The organism is Aeromicrobium sp. HA, from assembly GCF_027171405.1.
Lineage (GTDB): Bacteria > Actinomycetota > Actinomycetes > Propionibacteriales > Nocardioidaceae > Aeromicrobium > Aeromicrobium tamlense.
Genome location: NZ_CP114372.1, coordinates 2494597 through 2515400, shown reverse-complemented (window position 1 = coordinate 2515400; position 20804 = coordinate 2494597). Strand labels below are relative to the sequence as shown.

Below are 20804 nucleotides of genomic sequence, written 5' to 3'. Positions count from 1 at the left end.
TCTCCGACGGTACTCACCAGACGCGGGCCAGCACAGGGACGCGCTCTCCAGCCGCGAGCCCCGGGCTCGGGACCACGGCCACCGCGTCGGCGTCGGCGAGGCCGCGCAGCATGTGCGGGCGGCTCGCTCCTGCCGGGACGAGGCCGTCGGGCGTGCGCACGGCGGGCACGAGCGTGGTGCCGGCCCGGCCTTCGAACGCCGCGGCGGCCACCTCATGCTCGAGGCGGGGGAGCGGTACGTCCGTGAAGCCCGCGACGAGCGCCGGCACGAAGGACAGCGCCGTCAGCGCGGCGGCCAGCGGGTTTCCCGGCAGCGCCAGCCAGGCGCGGCCGTCGGGCAGGACGGCCAGCGAGACCGGGTGACCGGGACGCATGTCCACGCCGCGGAAGCGCACGTCAGCGCCGAGCCGGTCCCACGCGGACTCGATCGGGTCGGCGGAGGATCGTCCGGTGCCACCGGCGCTGACCACGAGGTCGGCGTCGCTGCGCCCGACCTGGGCGACCAGCGCGGAGACGTCGTCGTGGACGCGCTCGTGATGCGAGGTCTTGGCGCCGAGCGCCGCCAGCAGCGGCGGCAGCATCGGGGTCATGACGTCGCGGACCTGTCCGGCCGCGGGAACACCCGCGCCGATCAGCTCGTCGCCGGTGACGAGCAGGCGGACGAGCGGCGCGTGGCGCACGCGGACCAGGTCGTGCCCCGCGGCGGACAGCACCGCCAGCCGCGCGGGCGTCAGCACCGAGCCGGACGCCACGATGACGTCGCCCTCCTGCGCCTCCTCGCCCGCGGGCCGGACGTGGCGACCGGCCGGGGGAGCATCGCCGTGCAGGAGGTCGCCGTCGACCTCACCCCACTCCGACGGGAGCACGGCGTCGGCGCCCTCGGGCGGCACGCCGCCGGTGACGATGGGCCGGGCGTGCCCCGGCTCGAGCGGCCCGTCGGTCGCGTCGATCCGCCACGGACCCGAGCCCGCCACGGCCCAGCCGTCCATCGCCGAGGTCGCGGCATGGGGGACGGGTCCGAGCGCGCACAGGTCGGCGGCGGTGGTGGTGCCGAGGGCGCCGTGCACGTTGAGGTCGGTGGGCTCGGCCGGGCGCACGGCCGCACGGGCCAGCTCCCGGGCCTGCTCCCAGGACGGGTCGGTCACGCGAAGTCCTCGGCCGCCCGCTCGGCCCGCGCGATGAGCTCGGCCATGCTGTCGGCGCCGGCATCGGCGCGTCCGGCGGCGTAGCCGACGAGGAAGGTCGTGAGCGGCGCCGCGGGCCGCACGACCGAGTGCGCTGCGGTGCCGGCCAGGTCGAGCAGCGCCTCCGGGTCCGCCTGCGGGTCGATGCCCAGCTCGGCGGTCAGCGCCTGCCACCAGCGGGTCAGGGTCTCGTCAGTCATCGGCGTGCTCCTCCAGGTCGTCGGGCGTGTCGACGTCGGCACCGGCCGCGGCGTCGACGGGGACGTCGACCGGGTCGAGCCGGCCGATCAAGGATCGCAGGGACGCGCCCTCGGTGGGCGCCGTCGAGACGGCCGCCGCGAGGTCGCCGACGCGCACGACGCAGGCGGCCCACTGGCGGCGGCCGCCGGGGTCGACGGCGACGCGGTTGCCCTCCCCGCCGCGAAGTGCGGCGACCAGCAGGTCGGGCCGGACGAGGTCGGCCGCCAGCACGAGCACCTCGCCGTCCGTGTCGGGCGGAAGCGCTGCGAGCCCGGTGGCCACGGCATGCGCCGGTCCGGCGAAGGGCGGGTCCTCGCGCACCCACGCGACCTCGCGCTCGAGGTCGAGCCGGCGCCAGGGGCCGACCACGACCACCCGATCCGCCTGTGCTGCCGCAGCCACGGCGTGGGCCAGGAGGGGGCGTCCGCCGACCGGGACCATCACCTTGTCGATCCCGCCGAGTCGGCTCGTCCGTCCGCCCGCGAGGACGATCGCGTGGAACGGGGCCATGTCCTCATCGTGCCGCACGTGATGGGTGGGTTGCGTGTGACCCACCCCACGCGTTCTGGTGGTGTCATGGCGAAGCCCCTCGATGGCCCCGCAAGCGCTGCACTGCTGAAGACTGGGAGGTTCTTCACTCGGTGGGAGGAGACCGACGACGGTCGAGCCGTCTTTCGCGAGGGAGGACGCCGCGGCGACGTCTTCTACCGCGACCGCTGGAGTCACGACAAGGTCGTCCGGTCCACCCACGGCGTGAACTGCACGGGCTCGTGCTCGTGGAAGGTCTACGTCAAGGACGGGATCATCACGTGGGAGGCGCAGCAGACCGACTACCCCTCGGTCGGACCCGATCGCCCCGAGTACGAGCCTCGCGGCTGTCCTCGGGGCGCGGCCTTCTCCTGGTACACCTACTCGCCCACGCGGGTCCGCTACCCGTACGCGCGCGGCGTGCTGCTGGAGATGTACCGCGAGGCGAAGCAGCGCCTCGGCGACCCGGTGCTGGCGTGGGCCGACGTGGTCGGCGACCCCGAGCGCCGCCGCCGCTACCAGCAGGCCCGCGGCAAGGGCGGCTTCGTCCGCACCAACTGGCAGGAGGCCGTCGAGATCACCGCGGCCGCCCAGGTGCACACGATCAAGCAGCACGGCCCCGACCGCATCGCGACGTTCAGCCCGATCCCGGCGATGTCGATGGTGTCGCACGCCGTCGGCGCCCGCTTCACGCACCTGCTCGGCGGCGCGATGACGTCGTTCTACGACTGGTACGCCGACCTGCCGGTGGCCAGCCCGCAGGTGTTCGGCGACCAGACCGACGTCCCCGAGTCCGGCGACTGGTGGGACTCGACCTACCTCATGATGTGGGGCTCGAACGTTCCCGTGACCCGCACGCCGGACGCGCACTGGATGGCCGAGGTCCGCTACCGCGGCACGAAGGTCGTGACGATCAGCCCCGACTACGCCGACAACACGAAGTTCGCCGACGAGTGGCTGCCCGCGCAGGCCGGCACCGACGGCGCGCTGGCGATGGCGATGACCCACGTCATCCTCAAGGAGTTCTTCGTCGACCGGCGGGTGCCGTTCTTCGTCGACTACGTCCGCCAGTACACCGACCTGCCGTTCCTCATCACGCTCAAGCAGAACGAGGAGCACGGCGGCCTGGTCCCGGGCAAGTTCCTCACGGCGCGCGACCTCGGCGACGAGACGCCCGAGGGCGCGTGGAAGACGGTCCTGGTGAACGCGGCCACGGGCGAGACCGTGGTCCCGAACGGCACGCTCGGCGACCGCTACTCCGAGTCGGGTGAGGGCAGGTGGAACCTCGACCTGCAGGGCGTCACGCCGGCGCTGTCGCTGCGGGACGCGAGGGTCGAGACGGACGCCGCCGAGGTGCTGCTGCCGTCGTTCGCCGGCGTCGACGGCGAGGGCGAGGTGCTGCGCCGTGGCGTGCCCGTCACCCGCGTGGGCGACCAGCTGGTCACCACGGTGTTCGACCTCATGCTGGCGCAGCACGGCGTCGGCCGTCCCGACCTGCCGGGCCGGTGGCCCGGGGGCTACGAGGACGCGACCTCGCCGTACACGCCCGCGTGGCAGGCCGAGGTCACGAGCGTCACGCCCGAGGCGTGCGTGCGCGTGGCACGCGAGTTCGCGAGGAACGCCGAGGAGTCCGGCGGCCGCTCGATGATCATCCTGGGCGCCGGCGTCTGCCAGTGGTTCCACGCCGACGCGACCTACCGCGCGATCCTGTCGATGCTGCTGCTGACCGGCAGCATGGGCCGCAACGGCGGCGGCTGGGCGCACTACGTGGGCCAGGAGAAGTGCCGCCCCATCACGGGCTGGATCTCGCTGGCGAACAACCTCGACTGGAGCCGCCCGCCGCGCACGATGACGGGCACCTCGTACTGGTACATGCACACCGACCAGTGGCGCTCCGACGGCTATCGGGCCGACGCCCTCGCCTCGCCGCTCGCGGAGGGGCACCTGACCGGCATGCACACGGCCGACACGATCGCGCAGTCCGCGCGGATGGGCTGGATGCCGTTCTACCCGCAGTTCGATCGCAACCCGCTCGACCTCGCCGACGAGGCGTTCGCGGCGATCGAGGCGGGGACGGCCGAGGACGTGAACGACTACGTCGTGCAGCGGCTCAAGGACGGCTCGCTGAGGTTCGCGATCGAGGACGTCGACGCGCCCGAGAACTGGCCGCGCACGCTCACGCTCTGGCGCTCGAATCTGTTCGGCTCGTCCGCGAAGGGCAACGAGTACTTCCTCAAGCACCTGCTGGGCACGCACTCGAACACGAAGGCGGTCGACGGGGAGGCCTCGGTCAGGCCGAAGGACGTCGTCTGGCGGGACGAGGCGCCCGAGGGCAAGCTCGACCTGCTCGTCTCGGCCGACTTCCGCATGACGTCGACGACGCTGCTGTCGGACGTGGTCTTCCCGGCCGCCACCTGGTACGAGAAGCACGACCTCTCGTCCACCGACATGCACCCGTTCGTGCACGCGTTCACGCCGGCGATCGACCCGCCGTGGGAGTCGCAGACCGACTTCTCGATGTTCCACCACGTGGCGAAGAGGTTCTCCGAGCTCGCGAGGACCCATCTCGGCGTGCGGCGCGACATCGTGGCCGTGCCGATGCAGCACGACACCCCCGGCGAGACGGCGCAGCCCGGCGGCGTCGTCCTGGACTGGAAGCGCGGCGACGTCGAGCCGATCCCCGGGAGGACGATGCCGGCCCTGCACCTCGTCGAGCGCGACTACACCGCCGTGGCCGACAAGCTCAAGGCGATCGGCCCGCTGGCCGACCGGCTGGGCTTCGGCGTCAAGAACGTGACCTTCGACCTCACCGAGGCGCTGTCGCTGCTCGCCCAGTCCGGGGGAGTGTTCGACTCGGGCGTCGCCGCCGGCCGACCCGCGATCGACACCGACGCGAAGATGGCCGAGGCGATCCTGACCCTCTCGGGCACCACGAACGGCGAGCTGGCCACGCAGGGCTTCCACACCCTGGAGAAGCGCGTGGGCAAGCGGCTAGCCGACCTGGCGGAGGGCTCGGAGGAGAAGCGCATCACCTTCGCCCAGACGCAGGCCGCGCCCGTCCCGGTCATCACGTCGCCGGAGTGGTCGGGCTCGGAGACCGGAGGCCGGCGGTACGCGCCGTTCACCGTCAACGTGGAGCGGCTCAAGCCGTGGCACACGCTCACCGGCCGCATGCACTTCTTCCTCGACCACGACTGGATGCGCGACCTCGGCGAGGCGATGCCGATCTACCGACCACCCCTCGACATGAGCCGGCTGTTCGGCGGGCCACGCCTGGGCGAGAACGGCGACCGCGAGATCACGGTGCGCTACCTGACGCCGCACTCGAAGTGGTCGATCCACTCCGAGTACCAGGACAACCTGCTGATGCTGTCGCTCTCGCGCGGCGGCCCCACCGCCTGGCTCAGCCAGGAGGACGCCGCGGCGATCGGGGTCAAGGACAACGACTGGATCGAGTGCTCGAACGCGAACGGCGTGTTCGTGTGCCGCGCGATCGTCACGCACCGCCTGCCCGAGGGCGTCACGTACGTCCACCACGCGCAGGAGCGCACGATCGACGTGCCGAAGTCGGAGTTCACCGGCCGGCGCGGCGGCATCCACAACAGCGTGACCCGCGTGCTGGTGAAGCCGACGCACCTCATCGGCGGCTACGCGCAGCTGTCCTACGCGTTCAACTACCTGGGCCCGACGGGCAACCAGCGGGACATCATCGCGACGATCCGTCGCCGGTCGCAGGAGGTGACGTACTGATGCGTGTCATGGCCCAGATGGGCATGGTGATGAACCTCGACAAGTGCATCGGCTGCCAGACGTGCTCGGTCACGTGCAAGCAGGCGTGGACGAACCGCGCGGGAACGGAGTACGTGTGGTTCAACAACGTCGAGACGCGGCCCGGCCAGGGCTACCCCCGCCGGTACGAGGACCAGGAGCAGTGGAAGGGCGGCTGGGAGCTGAACCGCCGCGGCAACCTGACGCTCAAGGCCGGTGGCCGGCTGCGCAAGCTGTTCGGCATCTTCGCCAGCCCCGTCCAGCCCGAGCTGAGCGACTACTACGAGCCGTGGACGTACGACTACTCCACGCTCATCGAGGCCCCGCTGGGCGACGACTTCCCAGTGGCACGTCCGAAGTCGCTCATCACCGGCGAGGACACCAAGGTCTCGTGGTCGGCCAACTGGGACGACAACCTCGCCGGCACGAGCGAGCTGGGGCACCTCGACCCGATCGTGGAGAAGGTCCGCCGCGAGAGCGAGGACAGGATCAGGTTCGAGTTCGAGCAGACCTTCATGTTCTACCTCCCGCGGATCTGCGAGCACTGCCTCAACCCGTCGTGCATGGCGTCGTGCCCCTCGGGCGCGATCTACAAGCGCGCCGAGGACGGCATCGTGCTGGTCGACCAGGATCGCTGCCGCGGCTGGCGCCAGTGCATCACCGGCTGTCCGTACAAGAAGATCTACTTCAACCACAAGTCCGGCAAGGCCGAGAAGTGCACGTTCTGCTACCCGCGGATCGAGGTCGGACTGCCCACCGTCTGCGCCGAGACGTGCGTCGGCCGACTGCGCTACCTGGGCCTGTTCCTCTACGACGCCGACGCCGTGACGGACGCCGCCTCGACCCCGGACCCGCAGGACCTGTACGAGGCCCAGCTGGACCTCATGCTGGACCCGAGCGACCCCGAGGTGGCGCGGCTGGCCCGCGAGCAGGGCATCCCCGAGGACTGGATCGACGCGGCCCGGAGGTCGCCGGTCTACGCGCTGGCGAAGACGTACCGCGTGGCGCTGCCGCTGCATCCGGAGTACCGCACGATGCCGATGGTCTGGTACGTCCCGCCGCTGTCGCCGATCGTCGATCTCCTGCGCGAGCAGGGCCACGACGCCGAGGCCCCCGAGACGCTCTTCGGCGCGATCGGCTCGCTGCGGATCCCGATGGAGTACCTCGCCGAGCTGTTCACCGCCGGCGACACCGAGGTGATCGCCGAGGTGCTGAACAAGCTCGCGGCGATGCGGTCCTACATGCGCGACGTGAGCCTGGGGCGCGAGCCCGACGGCTCGATCCCCGAGGCGGTCGGGATGACCGAGGAGTCGATGTACGAGATGTACCGGCTCATGGCGATCGCCAAGTACGAGGAGCGCTACGTCATCCCGCAGGCGCACGCCGAGGACGCCCACCACCTCGAGGAGATCGGCTGCTCCCTCGACTTCGAGGACGGCCCCGGCATGGGCGGCTCGGGCCCCTTCGGCGAGGCCAGCGGAGGACCTGTGCCGGTCGCGGTCGAGACCTTCCAGGCACTTCGCGACCGCCAGCAGACCGACACCCCGGCCGGCGGCGAGCGCCTGCGGTCGCGCGTCAACCTCCTCAACTGGGACGGCAACGGCGTGCCGCAGGGGTTGTTCCCCGACCGGAGCGAGGATTCATGAGCACCCAGGTCGTCCACCAGGTCGCGTCGTGGGTGCTCTCGTACCCGCACGACGACGTGATCGAGGCGCTGCCGCAGCTGACGGTGGCGCTGCGCGAGCAGCGCCCGACCCGCGCCGTGCGCGAGCTGCTCGAGGTCATCGAGCGGCTCGCCGCCACCGACCCGGAGGAGCTGCGCCACCTCTACGTCGACACGTTCGACCTGACCCGACGGCACGCGCTGCACCTCTCGTACTGGACCGAGGGCGACACCCGTCGCCGTGGCGAGGTGCTCGCCGCGTTCAAGCAGGTCTACCGCGACAGCGGCCAGGTCGTCCGGCTCGGCGGCGAGCTGCCCGACCACCTCCCGGTCGTGCTGGAGTTCGCCGCGGTCGTCGACCCGGAGGCGGGCGCCGCGCTGCTGCAGCGGTACCGCGCGAGCCTCGAGCTGCTGCGCATCGAGCTGGAGGACGACGCATCCCCGTGGGCCGGGGCCGTGCGCGCGGTGTGCGCGACCCTGCCGGGGGAGTCGCCCCGCACGCGCACCGAGGCGATGGCCCTCGCCGGACCCGTGCAGCCCACCGAGACCGTCGGCCTGGAGCCGTTCGACCCGCGGCTGCTGCCGCTCGCGGAAGGAGCACGCCGATGAACGTCCTGCTGTGGGGCGTCCTGCCCTACGTGATGCTGGCGGTGCTGGTCGGCGGCACGATCTGGCGCTACCGCTACGACAAGTTCGGCTGGACGACCCGCTCGTCGCAGCTCTACGAGTCCCGGCTGCTGCGGATCGGCTCGCCCGCGTTCCACTTCGGCATCCTCATGGTCGCGATCGGCCACTTCGGCGGCCTCGTCATCCCCGAGAGCTGGACCGAGGCGGTGGGCGTCACGGAGGACATCTACCACTTCAACGCCCTGTTCTTCGGCACGATCGCGGGCCTGCTGACGCTCGGCGGGCTGGCCCTGCTGATCTACCGCCGCCGCACGACCGGACCCGTCTTCATGGCCACCACCACGAACGACAAGGTCATGTACGTCGTGCTGGTCGCCGCGATCGTGCTGGGACTGTGGACCACGCTCGTCTCGATCGGCGCCGGCCACGAGGCGCACAACTACCGCGAGACGGTCTCGCCGTGGTTCCGATCGATCTTCGTGCTCCAGCCCGACGTCGACGCGATGGCGGCGGCCCCGTTCCAGTTCCACATCCACGTGCTGGTGGGGATGCTGCTGTTCACGATCTGGCCGTTCACCCGGCTCGTGCACGCCTTCACCGCACCGCTGCACTACCTGTTCCGCCCGTACATCGTCTACCGGAGCCGCGATGCGGCGCACGGTGCCGGAGCCCGTGACCCGCGGCCCGGCTGGGACCCCGTCGGCACCCGTGACAACGCGGGAAGAAGGAGAGACCGGTGAGCGATCAGCAGCAGGCCCTCGAGGCGGGACGGGGCCGGAACCTGGCACTGGCCACGCTCGCGTTCGCGATCAGCTTCTGGGCGTGGAACGTCATCGCGCCGCTGGGCGTGAGGTACGCCGAGCAGCTCGACCTGACCGCGGGGGAGAAGTCGCTGCTCGTGGCGACGCCCGTGCTGGTCGGCTCGCTCGGCCGCATCCTGGCCGGCGCCCTGACCGACCGCTTCGGCGGTCGGATCATGTTCCCCGCCCTCATGCTCGTGTCGGCGCCGTTCGTGCTGCTCGTCGCGTTCGCCGGCGACCGGGGCTCGTACCCGCTGCTGCTGCTGTTCGGCTTCTTCCTCGGCATCGCGGGCACGACGTTCGCGGTGGGCATCCCGTTCGTGAACGCGTGGTTCGACAAGCCGCGCCGCGGCTTCGCGACGGGCGTGTTCGGCGCGGGCATGGGCGGCACCGCCCTCTCGGCGTTCTTCACGCCGCGGATGGTCGAGTGGTTCGGCTACGGGATGACGCACGTCCTCATCGCGGCGGCGCTGGTCGCCGTGGCGCTCCTGTCGTGGACGATGATGCGCGACTCGCCCGCATGGTCCGCCAACCACGACCCGGTCGTGCCGAAGCTGGTCGGCGCCGCGAAGCTGCCGATCACGTGGCAGCTGTCGTTCCTGTACGCCGTGGCGTTCGGTGGCTTCGTCGCCTTCTCCACCTACCTGCCGACGTACCTCAAGGACGTCTACGACTTCGACCTCGCCGCGGCGGGCACCCGCACCGCCGGCTTCGCGCTGGCCGCGGTGGCCGCGCGACCGCTGGGCGGCATCCTGTCGGACAAGGTCGGCCCGAAGGTGATCACCGGGGTCTCGCTGCTCGGCACCGTCGTGATGGCCGGCGTGGTCGCGCTGCAGCCCGTGCCCGAGGTCCCGGCAGGTGCCGCGTTCATCCTGCTGGCGCTGTTCCTGGGGCTGGGCACCGGATCGGTGTTCGCGTGGGTCGCGCAGCTGGCGCCGCCCGAGCGGGTCGGCAGCGTCACCGGCATCGTCGGCGCCGCCGGCGGCCTCGGCGGCTTCTTCCCGCCGCTGGTCATGGGAGCCACCTACAACGAGGCGGACCACAGCTACACGGTCGGCCTCGTCCTGCTGATGGTCGTGGCGCTGGGCGCCTGCGCGTTCTCCCAGTGGGGGATCAGGGCGAAGCGGACCACCTCGGCCTAGCCCGCCTCAGCCGATCCCCAGCAGGTTCGCCATCACGGTCACGCCCGTGACGATGATGACGATGCCGATGACGTCGAACACGATGCCCGACCGGAGCATCTTGGTGATCGGCACCATGCCCGTGCCGTAGACGATCGCGTTCGGCGGCGTCGAGACCGGCAGCATGAAGCCGAACGAGGCGCCGAAGACGGCGGCCAGCACGGGGATCGCCGGGTTGACGTCGGCGGCGAGCGCGAGCTGGGCGGCGATCGGCGCCACCACGACCACGCTGGCGGTGTTGCTCGTGGTCTCGCTGATGAGCACCGCGATGACGGTGGCCAGGATCGTGATGCCGACGAGGGTGTCGGTGCCCAGCAGGTCCGACAGCGAGGTGCCCATCGTCTCGGCCAGGCCGGTGGACGACAGCAGTCCGCCCAGCGCGATGCCGCTGCCGAACAGGATGATCGTGCCCCAGTCGATCTTCACCGCGTCGTTCCAGCTCAGGGTGAACTCGCGCTTGCCCCAGTCCAGCGGCAGCAGGAACAGCAGCGAGGCGGCGAAGATCGCGACCGCGCCCTCGTCGAGGTGCTCCAGCAGCCAGTCGTAGGTGTCGGACTCGCCGCCGGTGACCAGGCCGACCGCGCCGGGCAGCACCCACAGGGCGACCGCGGTGCCGAACGCGATGAGGGTGTTGCGGCCTCCGGGGCCCATCGTGCCGAGCTTCTGGCGCTCCTCGGCGATGTAGCCCTCGACGCCCTCGACGCGCTTGATCTCGGGCTTGTTGAGCCGCACCAGCAGGACGCACAGCACGAGGAACATCAGCAGCACGAGCGGGAAGGCCAGGATCATCCACTGGAAGAACGGGATCGTGACGTCGAGCTCCTCCTCCAGGTACGCGCGGCCGATGAGGTTCGGCGGGCTGCCGACGGGCGTGAGCAGTCCGCCGACGCTGGCGCTGTAGGCCACCATCAGCATCAGGGCGGTGGCGAACTGCAGCCGCTGCGGGTTCAGGTCGGTGTCACCGTCGCTGCTGCGGCGCATCGCCGAGGCCATGAAGCCGACGATGCCGGCGCCGATCGGCATCATCATGGCGGCCGTCGCGGTGTTGGAGACGAAGCCGCTCAGCACGGCGGTGATCGCGCCGAACGCCACGATGATGCGCGTGGTCGACGCGGCGACCCCCGGCAAACTCAGGATCCCGAACGCGAAGCGGCGGTCGAGCCCGTGCTTGCGCATCGACTCGGCCAGGATGAAGCCGCCGATGAACACGAAGATCGTGCTGTTGCCGAAGGCCCCGAAGACGTCGTCGGCCGTCGCGATGCCGAGCGCGATCACCGCTGCCATCGCGAGCATCGCGGTGACGGGGATCGGGATCGCCTCGCAGATCCAGTAGACGGCGACCCACGCCAGCACCCCGGCCAGGCGCTGCGCCGGCTCGTCGAGCGAGCTGCACGCGAGGTACGTGACGATGCCCAGGACCGGGCCCGCGAACAGACCCGTGGTGCGGCGGATGCGCTCGAAGCGCTGCTCGGCCGGACTGAGCGTCTCCTGGACCTCGTCGAACGTGCGGTAGGTGGTCGGTCGTTCCTCGGCCGTGCTCATCGCGCCCCCCTGGCGGTGGTGATCGAAGTCACATCAGCCTAGGGAGGCCGCGGGCGTTACGCGAACGGGAGCTCGGCCTGGTCGTCCTCGTCGTCGGCGCTGCTGGCCAGGTGGCGGTGCGCCTGGAGGATCTCGACCTCGGGCCGCTCGGCCATCCACCGCTCCACGGCGTCGAGCACCTCGACGACGTGCGCGCGGTCGATCGAGACGAGGGAGCCGCCGATCCCCGCGCGGCGGTAGAGGTCGAGGGAGTCGGTCTCGGCGGCGGACACCGAGAACCGGCGCCGCAGCTCGTTGACGATCGGGCGGACGATGGCGCGCTTCTCCTTGAGGGAGTGCACGTCACCGAGCCGCAGGTCGAACTCGATCCATCCCACCCACACGTGATCAGTGTGGCAGGAGGTCGTCGACGAGACGGTGGAGGTGCGTGCGCAGGTCCTCGAGGGGCTCGACGGTGCGCAGGGCGCGGGCGGTCAGGATCGCGCCCTCGATGGCGCTGATCTGGAAGCGGGCGAGCGCCGTGGCCGGCTCCGGCTCGGCCCCGGCCTCGACCAGGAGACCGGCGTAGGAGCGGGTCCAGGTGTCGAACACCTCGGCCGCGGCCTCGACGACCTCGGGGAACTCGCTGCCGGCGATCGCGGCCGCGGCGACCGGGCAGCCGAGGGCGAAGTCGTGGCGCTCCAGCTGGCCCACCCACCAGTCGACCCGTCGGTCGAGGTGCGCGTGCGGCCCGGACGCACCGTCGCGGCGGGCCATGAAGTCGCCGGCCCGACGGGTGGCCGCCGCGACGAGCTCGGCCTTGCCCCCGGGGAAGTGCTGGTAGATCGACTGGCGCGCCGTCCCGCTGGAGCTGAGCAGCTCGGCGATCCCGGTGCCCTGCACGCCGTGGCGGCGCAGGGACGTGATCGTGGCGTCGAGGAGCCGCTCGCGGGGCGAGGTGCGGGAGGCCATGGTGGACACCATAGACCGATCGGTCTACATTGACCAGCATGACCGCCCTGCCGCTCACCGATGACCAGCTCGCAGCGATGTCCCGCATGACCGGGCTCGAGTTCCTGCAGTTCGCCTTCACGCTGCCGCGCGACCAGCGTCCCGCCGTGATCGGCGACCTCTTCGGCATGCAGGTGCTGTCGTTGGAGGAGGGGAAGGTGTCGTTCTCGATCCAGTCGCTGCCGACGGCGGCCAACCCGCTCGGCACGCTGCACGGCGGCGCCTGCGCGACCCTGCTGGACTCGGTGATGGGCTGCGCCGTGCACACGATGCTCGGCCCGGGCGTCGGCTACGGCACGCTCGAGCTCAAGGTCAACTACATCCGCACCGTGCCGGTGGACGGCCGCACGCTGACCGGCACCGGGTCGATCATCCACGTCGGCCGCAGCACCGCCACGGCCGAGGGCAAGGTGCTCGACCCCGACGGCAAGCTCGTCGCGCACGGCACCACCACCTGCATGATCTACTCCTGAGCGGTGGCGGCGACGACCGCTAGGGTGGTCGTCAGGTGTGCCGGGAAGTCTGGTCGGCGTCCTGCCACCGACCCCTGAAGGACTGCCATGACCTCACCCGGCCTGTTCACCCGCGGCAGCTGGCGCGAATCCGCTCGCATCGCCGACATCCTGCGGCGCGAGACCGTGGGCGGCACGATCCTCGTGGTCGCCGCCCTCGCCGCGCTGGTCTGGGCCAACTCGCCCTGGTCGGACGCGTACTTCGACCTCACCCAGGCCCGGATCGGTCCCGAGTCGCTCCACCTGGACCTGACCGTGGCGCACTGGGCCGCCGACGGGCTGCTCGCCATCTTCTTCTTCGTCGTCGGACTCGAGCTCAAGCGCGAGTTCGTCGCGGGCGACCTCAGCGACCCGCGCCGTGCCGCGCTGCCCGTCGTGGCGGCCATGGGCGGCATGGCCGTCCCGGCCCTGATCTTCGTCGCGTTCAACGCCGGCAACGGTACCACCCACGGATGGGCGATCCCCACGGCCACCGACATCGCCTTCGCGGTGGCGGTGCTGGCGGTGCTGAGCACGCACCTCCCGTCCGCGCTGCGCACGTTCCTGCTGACCCTCGCGGTCGTGGACGACCTGCTCGCGATCACGGTCATCGCGGTGTTCTACACCGCTTCGCTCGACCTCCTGATGCTCGGCGCCGCCGTGATCCCGCTCGCGCTGTTCGCCGTCGTCGCCCGCCGCGGTCCTCGCACGGGCTGGGTCCTGATTCCCCTCGCGCTGCTCACGTGGTGGTTCATGCACGAGTCGGGCGTCCACGCGACGGTGGCCGGCGTGCTGCTCGGCTTCACCGTGCCCGCGCGCGGCGACGACAGCATCGCCGAGCGGATGGAGCACCGGGTGCGTCCCGTGTCCACCGGAGTCGCCGTGCCGATCTTCGCCTTCACGGCCGCGGGCGTCGCCGTGTCGGGCGACGTGCTGGCCGACGCCTTCTCCTCGCCGGTCACCCTCGGCATCGTGGCGGGCCTCGTGCTCGGCAAGCCGATCGGCATCGTGGGCAGCGCCATGCTGCTCTCGGCCACGACGAAGGCGCAGCTCGACCCGAGCATCCGCTGGGTCGACGTCCTCGGCGTGGCGATGCTCGCCGGCATCGGGTTCACGGTCTCGCTGCTGATCGGCGACCTCGCCTACGCGACGGACGCGCTCGAGGAGTACGTCAAGATCGGCGTGCTGGCCGGCTCACTGACGGCGTCGATCCTGGCCGCGATCGTCCTGCGGCGCCGCAATCGGCACTACCGCGACGTGGAGCGCGAGGAGTCGGTGGACGACGACGGCGACGGCGTGCCCGACGCGTTCCAGCGCTGAGTTAGAGCACCCAGACGAAGCCCGCGGCGCAGATCCCCAGCAGCAGGACGAGCCACGGCGTGGTCCTCCAGCCGAGGAACGGCTTCTGCAGGATCGCGATCGTCACGGCGTAGATGATGATCGCGAGCGGCACCGAGACGCCGAGCAGGATGATCTGGTCGCCGCGGCGGTCGTCGCCGATCGCCTGCGCGGCGCCGATCGCGCCGAACAGGCCGTGGATCGACGTGACCACCCACGTGATCGCCATGATCCGGCGGCGGACGATGTTGAGGGACTCCTCCGAGGCGTCGGGGAGGCGCTGGCTCATGCCGTGGTCCTTTCGTGGGCCCGGTCGGCCCGCTCGATGAGTTCGTGCAGCCATCGGTTGACCTGCTGGAGCTCGGCGACGTCCATGTCGAAGCGCTCGAGCATCGTCGCCGGGACCGCCAGGGCCTTCTCGCGCAGGGCGCGGCCCTCGGCGGTCACGGTGAGCGAGAAGGCGCGCTCGTCGCCCGCGCGGCGGTCGCGACGGATGAGGCCGGCCGTCTCCAGGCGCTTGACGAGGGGCGACACGGTGGCCGGCTCGAGGCGCAGCGCATCGCTCAGTCCGCGCAGAGTGAGTCCGTCGTTCTCCCACAGCGCCAGCATCACCAGGTACTGCGGATGGGTGAGGCCGAGCGGCTCGAGGACGTCGCGATAGCAGCCGATCACGGTGCGCGACGCGACCGAGAGCGCGAAGCACACCTGCTCGTCCAGGGAGAGCGGGTTCGGGGCCGAGGTCATGTCATCAGTGTACTAACGATTCGTGGGCTCACGAAATCGTCTCGCGCCCGGACCCCACCGGGCTTAAGTTGTCCACATGGCCTTCCGCCACCGTCGCGAGTACGACGAATCCGTGCCCCGGGCGCTCCGAGCGGCCCGTGACTCGTACGACGCCGCCACCGCCGAGTACGAGGAGGCCATCGCCCGCGCCCGGCGCGAGTGGGCGGCCGCCCTGGCCACGGCGATCGAGGCCGGGATGTCGTACCAGGAGATCGCCGACGAGGTCGGTGTCTCGCACACCAGCATCAGCCGCGCGATCAAGCAGTACGGCTCGGACTGAGGCGTTCGTGAGGCGGGTCCACGTCACGGTGCGCGGCCGGGTGCAGGGGGTCGGCTACCGCTGGTCGACGCGTCTCGTGGCCGAGCGCGAGCAGGTCACCGGGTGGGTGCGGAACCGCGACGACGGCACGGTCGAGGCCGAGCTGCAGGGCGAGCCCGAGCGGCTCGACGCCGTGCTCGCCTGGATGGCCGAGGGCCCTCCCGGATCGGTCGTGGAGGCGCGCGACGTGGCGGACCTGGAGCCGATGGAGTCGAGCGGGTTCGACGTCCGATGAGACGACGAAGGCCCCGGTGTGAACCGGGGCCTTCGAGCGGGTGGTACACCCCCTCGGACTCGAACCGAGAACCCATTGATTAAGAGTCAATTGCTCTGCCAATTGAGCTAGGGGTGCTCGCGCGCTGCGCGATCACCAACACTAGCGCATACCCTCCCGCGACATGAAATCGAGTGCCACGATGGTCGTCATGACCACCATCGCGGACTGGAATCGCAGCACCTTCACTCACGCGGGGATCGAGCACGAGACGTTCTGGCGCGGCACGGGGCCCGGCGTCGTCGTGATGCACGAGCTGCCCGGGATCACCCCCGAGGTCATCGCGTTCGCCGACGAGGTGGTCGACCGCGGCTTCACGGTGGTCATGCCGAACCTGTTCGGCGACCCGGGCCGGCCCATGACGGCGGGGTACACGGTCCGATCGGTGGTGCGCGGCTGCGTCAGCAAGGAGTTCACGGCCCTCGCCCTGCGTCGCACGGCTCCCGTGACGCGGTGGCTCGCGGCGCTCGCGTCCGACCTGCACGCCTCGGTGGGCGGACCCGGCGTCGGCGCGGTCGGGATGTGCTTCACGGGCGGGTTCGCCCTGGCGATGCTGGTGGACGACGCGGTGGTCGCCCCGGTGCTGGCGCAGCCGTCGCTGCCGTTCCCCGTCACTCCCGCGCGATCGCGCGACCTCGGGCTGTCCCCGGCCGACCACACGCGAGTGCTCGACCGCGTCGCCGCCGGCTGTCCGGTGCTGGGGCTGCGCTACGAGGACGACCCGGCCTCCGGCGGGCGCTTCGAGGTGCTGCGTCGCGAGCTGGGGGAGCGGTTCACCGCCGTCGAGCTCCCGGGCCGCAAGCACAGCACGCTGACGCTGCACCGCCAGCAGCGCGCCGTCGACGCCGTCCTGGACTTCCTCGACGAGCGGCTGCGGTGACGGTCAGAGCGAGTCGAGCAGCGCCCGCGCGGCGCTGTGGCCGCCGAGACCGCTGACCGCGCCGCCGCGCCGCGCGCCGCTGCCGCACAGCAGCACCCGCGGGTGCGCGGTCGCGACGCCCCAGCGCTCGGCCGGGGAGTGCGGACGCTCGCCCTCCTCGAGCCACGGCCACGCGAGGTCGCCGTGGAAGATGTGGCCGCCCGGCATGGCCAGCTCGTGCTCGATCTCGGTGGGCGTCTTGGCCTCGAGCCCGAGGATCAACGGCTCGATCGGCTCGGCGAGGTGCTCGTCGAGCGCGGCCAGGACCCGCTTGACGGCCTCCTCCTTCGCGCCGGGGGCGTCGAGGACGCCCGGGGGCGTGTGCAGGCCGAAGTAGGTCAGTGTCTCGGCGCCTGCGTCGCGCAGCTCGGGGCCGAGGATCGAGCGGTCGGTCAGGGTGTGGCAGTAGAACTCGCCGGTGGCCGGCGGGAGGTCGCCCGACTCGGCGACCGACCACGCGTGCTGCAACTGGTCGAAGGACTCGTCGAGGTGGAACGTGCCGGCGAACGCCACGCGTGGGTCCACGCCCGAGGCGAGCTCGGGGAGTCGCGAGAGCAGGACGTTGAGCTTGAGCTGCGCCCCGGCGGGCTTGCTGGTCGGGGAATGGCCGAGCAGCCGCTCGAGCACGTACGGCGCCGCGCCGAACAGCACGTGGTCGGCGCGCTCGACGAACCCGTCGCCGCAGATCGTGACGTCGACGTCGCTCACGTCGATGCCGTCGACGGCCGAGTTGAGGCGGATCTCGGCGCCGGCCTCGGTGGCGACCCGCGCGAGCTCCTGCGTGACCGCGCCCATGCCGCCGACGGGGACGCGCCACTCGCCGGTGCCGTTGCCGATCAGGTGGTAGAGGAAGCAGCGGTTCTGCACGAGCGAGAGGTCCTCGAGCGACGCGAACGTGCCGATCAGCGCGTCGGTGGCGACGACCCCGCGCACGACGTCGTCGGCGAACCGGCGCCGGATGGCCTCACCGATCGGCTGCTCCACGAGGTCGGTCCAGATGGCCATCTCGACGTGGTCGCGCACGTCGCCGATGTGGGGGAGGGGCTGCAGCAGCGTGGGCGCGAGGGCCCGGGCCAGCGTGCCGACCTCGTCGTAGAAGGCCTTCCACGCCTCGAACTCGGCGTCGCCGCCGGTGAGCTCGGCGAAGGAGGCGCGCGTGGCCTCGCCGCCGGAGGTCTCGACGAGCAGCCCGCCGGCGCGTCCGTCGCGACGCCACGGCGTGAACGACGCGGTGTCGCGCGAGCGCAGCTCGAGGTCGAGCCCCAGCTCGTCGATGAGCGCCTGCGGGAACAGGCTCACGAGGTAGGAGAAGCGCGAGAGCCGCGCGTCGTGACCGTCGAACGCCTGCGTGCTCACCGCGGCGCCGCCCACGCGGTCGAGCCGCTCCAGCACCAGGACGTCGAGCCCCGCCCGCGCCAGCAGCGCCGCCGCTACGAGCCCGTTGTGTCCTGCCCCGACGATGACGACGCGTTCGGCCATGACCCGAGCCTACGGGCGCGCCGGCTCACGAACGATGAGGCATTCGGGTGCCTCAGCGGGGCGAAATGCCTCATCGTCCGTCCGGGCCACCCCGGCTCGTTAGGGTGAGGCGCATGTCACAGGAGTTCGTCGGCGCGATCGACCAGGGGACGACCAGCACGCGGTTCATGGTGTTCGACCACCGCGGGGAGGAGCAGGGACGGCACCAGGTGGAGCACGAGCAGGTGCTGCCGCAGGCCGGCTGGGTGGAGCACGACGCCACCGAGATCTGGGAGAACACGCGCGAGGTCATCGAGCAGGGACTCGAGGCCGCCGGGATCACCGCCGCCGACCTCGCCGCCGTCGGCATCACGAACCAGCGCGAGACCACGGTCGTGTGGGACCGGCGCACCGGCGAGCCCTACGCGAACGCGATCGTCTGGCAGGACACCCGCACCGCCGACCTCGCGAAGCGCCTCGACGAGGACGGACACGGAACGGTCATCCACGCCAAGTCCGGCCTGCCGCCCGCGGCGTACTTCGCCGGCGGCAAGCTGCACTGGATCCTGGAGAACGTGGACGGCGTGCGCGAGGACGCCGAAGCGGGCCACGCGCTGTTCGGCACGATCGACACCTGGCTCATCTGGAACCTCACCGGCGGCACCGACGGCGGCGTCCACGTCACCGACGTCACCAACGCCAGCCGCACCATGCTGATGAACCTCGAGAGCCTCGAGTGGGACGACGAGCTGCTCGAGATCTTCGGCGTCCCGCGGCAGATGCTGCCCGAGATCACCTCGTCGTCCCAGGAGTTCGGGCGCACGACCAAGGACGGCCCGTTCGGTGCCGAGGTGATCCTGGCGGGCAACCTCGGCGACCAGCACGCCGCGCTCGTCGGCCAGGCCTGCTTCGAGCCCGGGATGCTCAAGAACACCTACGGCACCGGCAACTTCCTCGTGCTCAACACCGGCACTGAGATCGTCCGCTCCGATCGCGGCCTGCTCACCACGCTGGCCTACCGCTTCGGCGACGAGCCGCCCGTGTACGCGCTGGAGGGCTCGATCGCCGTCACCGGGTCGGCGATCCAGTGGCTGCGCGACCAGCTCAAGGTCTTCGACGACGCGGCCGACTCCGAGGCGCTCGCCGAGACGGTGGACGACAACGGCGGCGTCTACTTCGTCCCGGCCTTCAGCGGCCTGTTCGCGCCGTACTGGCGCTCCGACGCCCGCGGCGTGATCGTCGGGCTCTCGCGCTTCAACACCGTGGCCCACGTGGCCCGGGCCGCCCTCGAGGCGATCTGCTACCAGAGCAAGGACGTCGTCGACGTCATGGTGGCGGACTCCGGCATCGAGCTGGAGGTGCTGCGCGTCGACGGCGGCATCACCGCGAACGAGCTGTGCATGCAGATCCAGGCGGACATCCTCGACATCGAGGTCAGCCGCCCGGTGGTCCCCGAGACCACGTGCCTGGGCGCCGCGTACGCCGCCGGGCTGGCGGTGGGCTTCTGGTCGAGCACCGACGAGCTGGTGGCGAACTGGTCGGAGTCGAAGCGCTGGAGCCCGGACTGGGACGACGAGCAGCGCGACGCCGGCTACCACCAGTGGAAGAAGGCCGTCGAGCGCACGCTGGGGTGGGTCGAGTGAGTGCCGGCACCAGCGCGGGCCTGTCCGCCGCGGCGATGGCCGAGCGTGCCGTGGTGCGCGGCTTCGCCCGTCTCCCGGAGTCCGTGGTCGCGCGGCTCGGCCGGCACGCGCCGGTCAACCGCGACGGGGAGCAGCTCTCGCCCGAGATCGCCGTGGCGCTGCGGGTCCTCAACCGGATCCCCGGTGGCGACTTCACCGAGCACCCCGTCGAGCAGGCCCGCCGCATGCTGACCGACGAGGCCCTCGTGTTCGCCGACGTGTTCCCCGAGTTCGCCGTCGAGGAGGACCTCCTCATCCCCAGCGCGGCCGGCCCGATCCCCGCCACCCGCTACCGCGCGACCACCGAGTCGAAGGGCCTCGTCGTGTACTTCCACGGCGGCGGCTGGGTGCTGGGCAGCCGCGTCAGCACCGACTCGGCCGTGCGCTTCCTGGCCACCGAGGCCGGCGTCGACGTCCTGTCCGTGGACTACCGGCTGGCCCCCGAGCACCCGTTCCCCGCCGCGGTCGAGGACGCGGAGGCGGCGTGGGACTTCGCCGTCGAGCACGCGCCCGGCTGGGGCCTCGACCCGCACCGCATCGTCGTCGCGGGCGACAGCGCGGGCGGCAACCTCAGCGCCGTGCTGTCGAACCGACTCCGCGGACGCGAGGTCGTGCCCGCGCTGCAGGTGCTGCTGTTCCCCGTCACGGACCTGTCCACCAAGCATCCGTCGTACCAGGAGTTCTCCGACGGCTTCTTCCTCACCGAGAAGCACATGGACTGGTACCGCGAGCGCTACCTGGCCGATCCGGCCGACGCGCTCGACCCGCAGGCCTCGCCGCTGCTCGAGCCCGACCTGTCCGGAGCCCCGCCCGCGTACGTCGCCGTGGCGGGCTTCGACCCCCTGCGCGACGAGGGGATCGCCTACGCCGAACGGCTCGAGCAGGCCGGCGTGCCGACCACGCTGGCGCGCGAGGGCTCGCTGATCCACGCCTTCGTCAACATCACCGGCGTCAGCCGTCCCGCGCGGGAGGCCACCACCCGCATAGCCCGAGCGATTGCGGCAGCCGTGGCCTGACA

The 20804-nt window shown here is 71.5% G+C and carries 21 protein-coding genes and 1 tRNA gene; 12 read left to right on the top strand and 10 right to left on the bottom strand.

The window, feature by feature from the left end:
- Positions 1-13 precede the first annotated feature (13 nt).
- From O3S82_RS12410 to mobA, 3 genes are read right to left on the bottom strand one after another with little or no spacing between them, the layout of a single operon-like run.
- Positions 14-1144, bottom strand: a complete 1131-nt coding sequence (locus O3S82_RS12410) for a molybdopterin molybdotransferase MoeA (protein WP_269303177.1) — start codon at positions 1142-1144, stop codon at positions 14-16.
- Positions 1141-1383, bottom strand: a complete 243-nt coding sequence (locus O3S82_RS12405; RefSeq protein ID WP_179423452.1) for a DUF6457 domain-containing protein — start codon at positions 1381-1383, stop codon at positions 1141-1143. Before O3S82_RS12405 ends, O3S82_RS12410 begins: the two co-directional genes overlap by 4 nt.
- The gene (gene mobA, locus O3S82_RS12400) at positions 1376-1933 is read right to left on the bottom strand and encodes a molybdenum cofactor guanylyltransferase (RefSeq protein ID WP_269303175.1); all 558 of its coding nucleotides are present in this window, start codon (positions 1931-1933) and stop codon (positions 1376-1378) included. Before mobA ends, O3S82_RS12405 begins: the two co-directional genes overlap by 8 nt.
- A 66-nt stretch (positions 1934-1999) precedes the next feature.
- On the opposite strand from mobA, the gene O3S82_RS12395 reads away from it, so the two are divergent.
- Genes O3S82_RS12395 through O3S82_RS12375 form a run of 5 tightly spaced genes read left to right on the top strand, consistent with a single transcriptional unit; the run spans position 2000 to position 9951 of the window.
- The gene (locus O3S82_RS12395; protein WP_269303173.1) at positions 2000-5701 is read left to right on the top strand and encodes a nitrate reductase subunit alpha; all 3702 of its coding nucleotides are present in this window, start codon (positions 2000-2002) and stop codon (positions 5699-5701) included.
- Complete coding sequence (gene narH / locus O3S82_RS12390; protein ID WP_269303171.1) at positions 5701-7365, top strand: nitrate reductase subunit beta; 1665 nt, start codon at positions 5701-5703, stop codon at positions 7363-7365. Before O3S82_RS12395 ends, narH begins: the two co-directional genes overlap by 1 nt.
- Positions 7362-7991, top strand: a complete 630-nt coding sequence (gene narJ, locus O3S82_RS12385) for a nitrate reductase molybdenum cofactor assembly chaperone (RefSeq protein ID WP_269303169.1) — start codon at positions 7362-7364, stop codon at positions 7989-7991. Before narH ends, narJ begins: the two co-directional genes overlap by 4 nt.
- Positions 7988-8749, top strand: a complete 762-nt coding sequence (gene narI, locus O3S82_RS12380; protein WP_179423462.1) for a respiratory nitrate reductase subunit gamma — start codon at positions 7988-7990, stop codon at positions 8747-8749. The genes narJ and narI overlap by 4 nt, the downstream gene beginning before the upstream one ends.
- Positions 8746-9951, top strand: coding sequence for an MFS transporter (locus O3S82_RS12375; protein ID WP_179423464.1), 1206 nt, complete (start codon positions 8746-8748; stop codon positions 9949-9951). Before narI ends, O3S82_RS12375 begins: the two co-directional genes overlap by 4 nt.
- A gap of 6 nt (positions 9952-9957) precedes the next feature.
- On the opposite strand, the gene O3S82_RS12370 is transcribed toward O3S82_RS12375, so the two are convergent.
- The 3 genes from O3S82_RS12370 to O3S82_RS12360 are packed head-to-tail and all read right to left on the bottom strand — an operon-like array spanning position 9958 to position 12483.
- Positions 9958-11532 carry an SLC13 family permease gene (locus tag O3S82_RS12370; protein WP_269303166.1) on the bottom strand — a complete coding sequence of 525 codons (1575 nt, stop codon included), beginning with the start codon at positions 11530-11532 and terminating at the stop codon, positions 9958-9960.
- Between the two features lie 56 nt (positions 11533-11588).
- The gene (locus tag O3S82_RS12365; RefSeq protein ID WP_179423468.1) at positions 11589-11915 is read right to left on the bottom strand and encodes a DUF503 domain-containing protein; all 327 of its coding nucleotides are present in this window, start codon (positions 11913-11915) and stop codon (positions 11589-11591) included.
- A gap of 4 nt (positions 11916-11919) precedes the next feature.
- Positions 11920-12483: a TetR/AcrR family transcriptional regulator gene (locus tag O3S82_RS12360; RefSeq protein ID WP_269303164.1), complete on the bottom strand. Its 564-nt coding sequence runs from the start codon at positions 12481-12483 to the stop codon at positions 11920-11922.
- Between the two features lie 38 nt (positions 12484-12521).
- Between O3S82_RS12360 and O3S82_RS12355 the strand changes: the two genes are divergently transcribed.
- Both O3S82_RS12355 and nhaA read left to right on the top strand, forming a co-directional pair.
- A complete protein-coding gene (locus tag O3S82_RS12355; protein ID WP_179423472.1) occupies positions 12522-12995 on the top strand; it encodes a PaaI family thioesterase in 474 nt (157 codons plus the stop codon).
- 87 nt (positions 12996-13082) lie between these two features.
- Positions 13083-14333 (top strand): Na+/H+ antiporter NhaA, encoded by a 1251-nt coding sequence (nhaA, locus tag O3S82_RS12350; protein WP_179423474.1) that lies wholly within the window; start codon positions 13083-13085, stop codon positions 14331-14333.
- Position 14334: 1 nt separating this feature from the next.
- Here nhaA and O3S82_RS12345 read toward each other — a convergent pair whose 3' ends face one another.
- Entirely contained in the window at positions 14335-14640 is a 306-nt protein-coding gene (locus O3S82_RS12345) for a hypothetical protein (RefSeq protein WP_269303161.1), read from the bottom strand.
- The gene (locus O3S82_RS12340; RefSeq protein WP_269303159.1) at positions 14637-15095 is read right to left on the bottom strand and encodes a MarR family winged helix-turn-helix transcriptional regulator; all 459 of its coding nucleotides are present in this window, start codon (positions 15093-15095) and stop codon (positions 14637-14639) included. The genes O3S82_RS12345 and O3S82_RS12340 overlap by 4 nt, the downstream gene beginning before the upstream one ends.
- A 76-nt stretch (positions 15096-15171) precedes the next feature.
- On the opposite strand from O3S82_RS12340, the gene O3S82_RS12335 reads away from it, so the two are divergent.
- Together O3S82_RS12335 and O3S82_RS12330 are read left to right on the top strand one after the other, a co-directional pair.
- Positions 15172-15414, top strand: a complete 243-nt coding sequence (locus O3S82_RS12335; RefSeq protein ID WP_179423480.1) for a helix-turn-helix domain-containing protein — start codon at positions 15172-15174, stop codon at positions 15412-15414.
- Positions 15415-15421: 7 nt separating this feature from the next.
- Positions 15422-15688, top strand: a complete 267-nt coding sequence (locus O3S82_RS12330; protein ID WP_269303157.1) for an acylphosphatase — start codon at positions 15422-15424, stop codon at positions 15686-15688.
- A gap of 41 nt (positions 15689-15729) precedes the next feature.
- Here O3S82_RS12330 and O3S82_RS12325 read toward each other — a convergent pair.
- A tRNA-Lys gene (locus O3S82_RS12325) sits at positions 15730-15805 on the bottom strand.
- A gap of 73 nt (positions 15806-15878) precedes the next feature.
- Here O3S82_RS12325 and O3S82_RS12320 point away from each other — a divergent pair.
- Complete coding sequence (locus tag O3S82_RS12320; RefSeq protein ID WP_269303155.1) at positions 15879-16607, top strand: dienelactone hydrolase family protein; 729 nt, start codon at positions 15879-15881, stop codon at positions 16605-16607.
- 3 nt (positions 16608-16610) lie between these two features.
- On the opposite strand, the gene O3S82_RS12315 is transcribed toward O3S82_RS12320, so the two are convergent.
- Positions 16611-18125, bottom strand: coding sequence for a phytoene desaturase family protein (locus O3S82_RS12315; RefSeq protein ID WP_179423486.1), 1515 nt, complete (start codon positions 18123-18125; stop codon positions 16611-16613).
- 113 nt (positions 18126-18238) lie between these two features.
- Here O3S82_RS12315 and glpK point away from each other — a divergent pair, with 113 nt between their 5' ends.
- Positions 18239-19747 (top strand): glycerol kinase GlpK, encoded by a 1509-nt coding sequence (gene glpK / locus O3S82_RS12310; RefSeq protein WP_269303152.1) that lies wholly within the window; start codon positions 18239-18241, stop codon positions 19745-19747.
- The gene (locus tag O3S82_RS12305; RefSeq protein ID WP_218845720.1) at positions 19744-20802 is read left to right on the top strand and encodes an alpha/beta hydrolase; all 1059 of its coding nucleotides are present in this window, start codon (positions 19744-19746) and stop codon (positions 20800-20802) included. Before glpK ends, O3S82_RS12305 begins: the two co-directional genes overlap by 4 nt.
- Positions 20803-20804: the final 2 nt, after the last annotated feature.

What these genes read in the sequence shown, in the direction of transcription:
- O3S82_RS12405 (WP_179423452.1), bottom strand. Translation starts at nt 1,383, where the DNA reads ATGACTGACGAGACCCTGACCCGCTGGTGGCAGGCGCTGACCGCCGAG.
- mobA (WP_269303175.1), bottom strand. Translation starts at nt 1,933, where the DNA reads ATGGCCCCGTTCCACGCGATCGTCCTCGCGGGCGGACGGACGAGCCGA.
- O3S82_RS12395 (WP_269303173.1), top strand. Translation starts at nt 2,000, where the DNA reads ATGGCGAAGCCCCTCGATGGCCCCGCAAGCGCTGCACTGCTGAAGACT.
- narH (WP_269303171.1), top strand. Translation starts at nt 5,701, where the DNA reads ATGCGTGTCATGGCCCAGATGGGCATGGTGATGAACCTCGACAAGTGC.
- narJ (WP_269303169.1), top strand. Translation starts at nt 7,362, where the DNA reads ATGAGCACCCAGGTCGTCCACCAGGTCGCGTCGTGGGTGCTCTCGTAC.
- narI (WP_179423462.1), top strand. Translation starts at nt 7,988, where the DNA reads ATGAACGTCCTGCTGTGGGGCGTCCTGCCCTACGTGATGCTGGCGGTG.
- O3S82_RS12370 (WP_269303166.1), bottom strand. Translation starts at nt 11,532, where the DNA reads ATGAGCACGGCCGAGGAACGACCGACCACCTACCGCACGTTCGACGAG.
- O3S82_RS12360 (WP_269303164.1), bottom strand. Translation starts at nt 12,483, where the DNA reads ATGGCCTCCCGCACCTCGCCCCGCGAGCGGCTCCTCGACGCCACGATC.
- O3S82_RS12355 (WP_179423472.1), top strand. Translation starts at nt 12,522, where the DNA reads ATGACCGCCCTGCCGCTCACCGATGACCAGCTCGCAGCGATGTCCCGC.
- nhaA (WP_179423474.1), top strand. Translation starts at nt 13,083, where the DNA reads ATGACCTCACCCGGCCTGTTCACCCGCGGCAGCTGGCGCGAATCCGCT.
- O3S82_RS12345 (WP_269303161.1), bottom strand. Translation starts at nt 14,640, where the DNA reads ATGAGCCAGCGCCTCCCCGACGCCTCGGAGGAGTCCCTCAACATCGTC.
- O3S82_RS12340 (WP_269303159.1), bottom strand. Translation starts at nt 15,095, where the DNA reads ATGACCTCGGCCCCGAACCCGCTCTCCCTGGACGAGCAGGTGTGCTTC.
- O3S82_RS12335 (WP_179423480.1), top strand. Translation starts at nt 15,172, where the DNA reads ATGGCCTTCCGCCACCGTCGCGAGTACGACGAATCCGTGCCCCGGGCG.
- O3S82_RS12320 (WP_269303155.1), top strand. Translation starts at nt 15,879, where the DNA reads ATGACCACCATCGCGGACTGGAATCGCAGCACCTTCACTCACGCGGGG.
- O3S82_RS12315 (WP_179423486.1), bottom strand. Translation starts at nt 18,125, where the DNA reads ATGGCCGAACGCGTCGTCATCGTCGGGGCAGGACACAACGGGCTCGTA.
- glpK (WP_269303152.1), top strand. Translation starts at nt 18,239, where the DNA reads ATGTCACAGGAGTTCGTCGGCGCGATCGACCAGGGGACGACCAGCACG.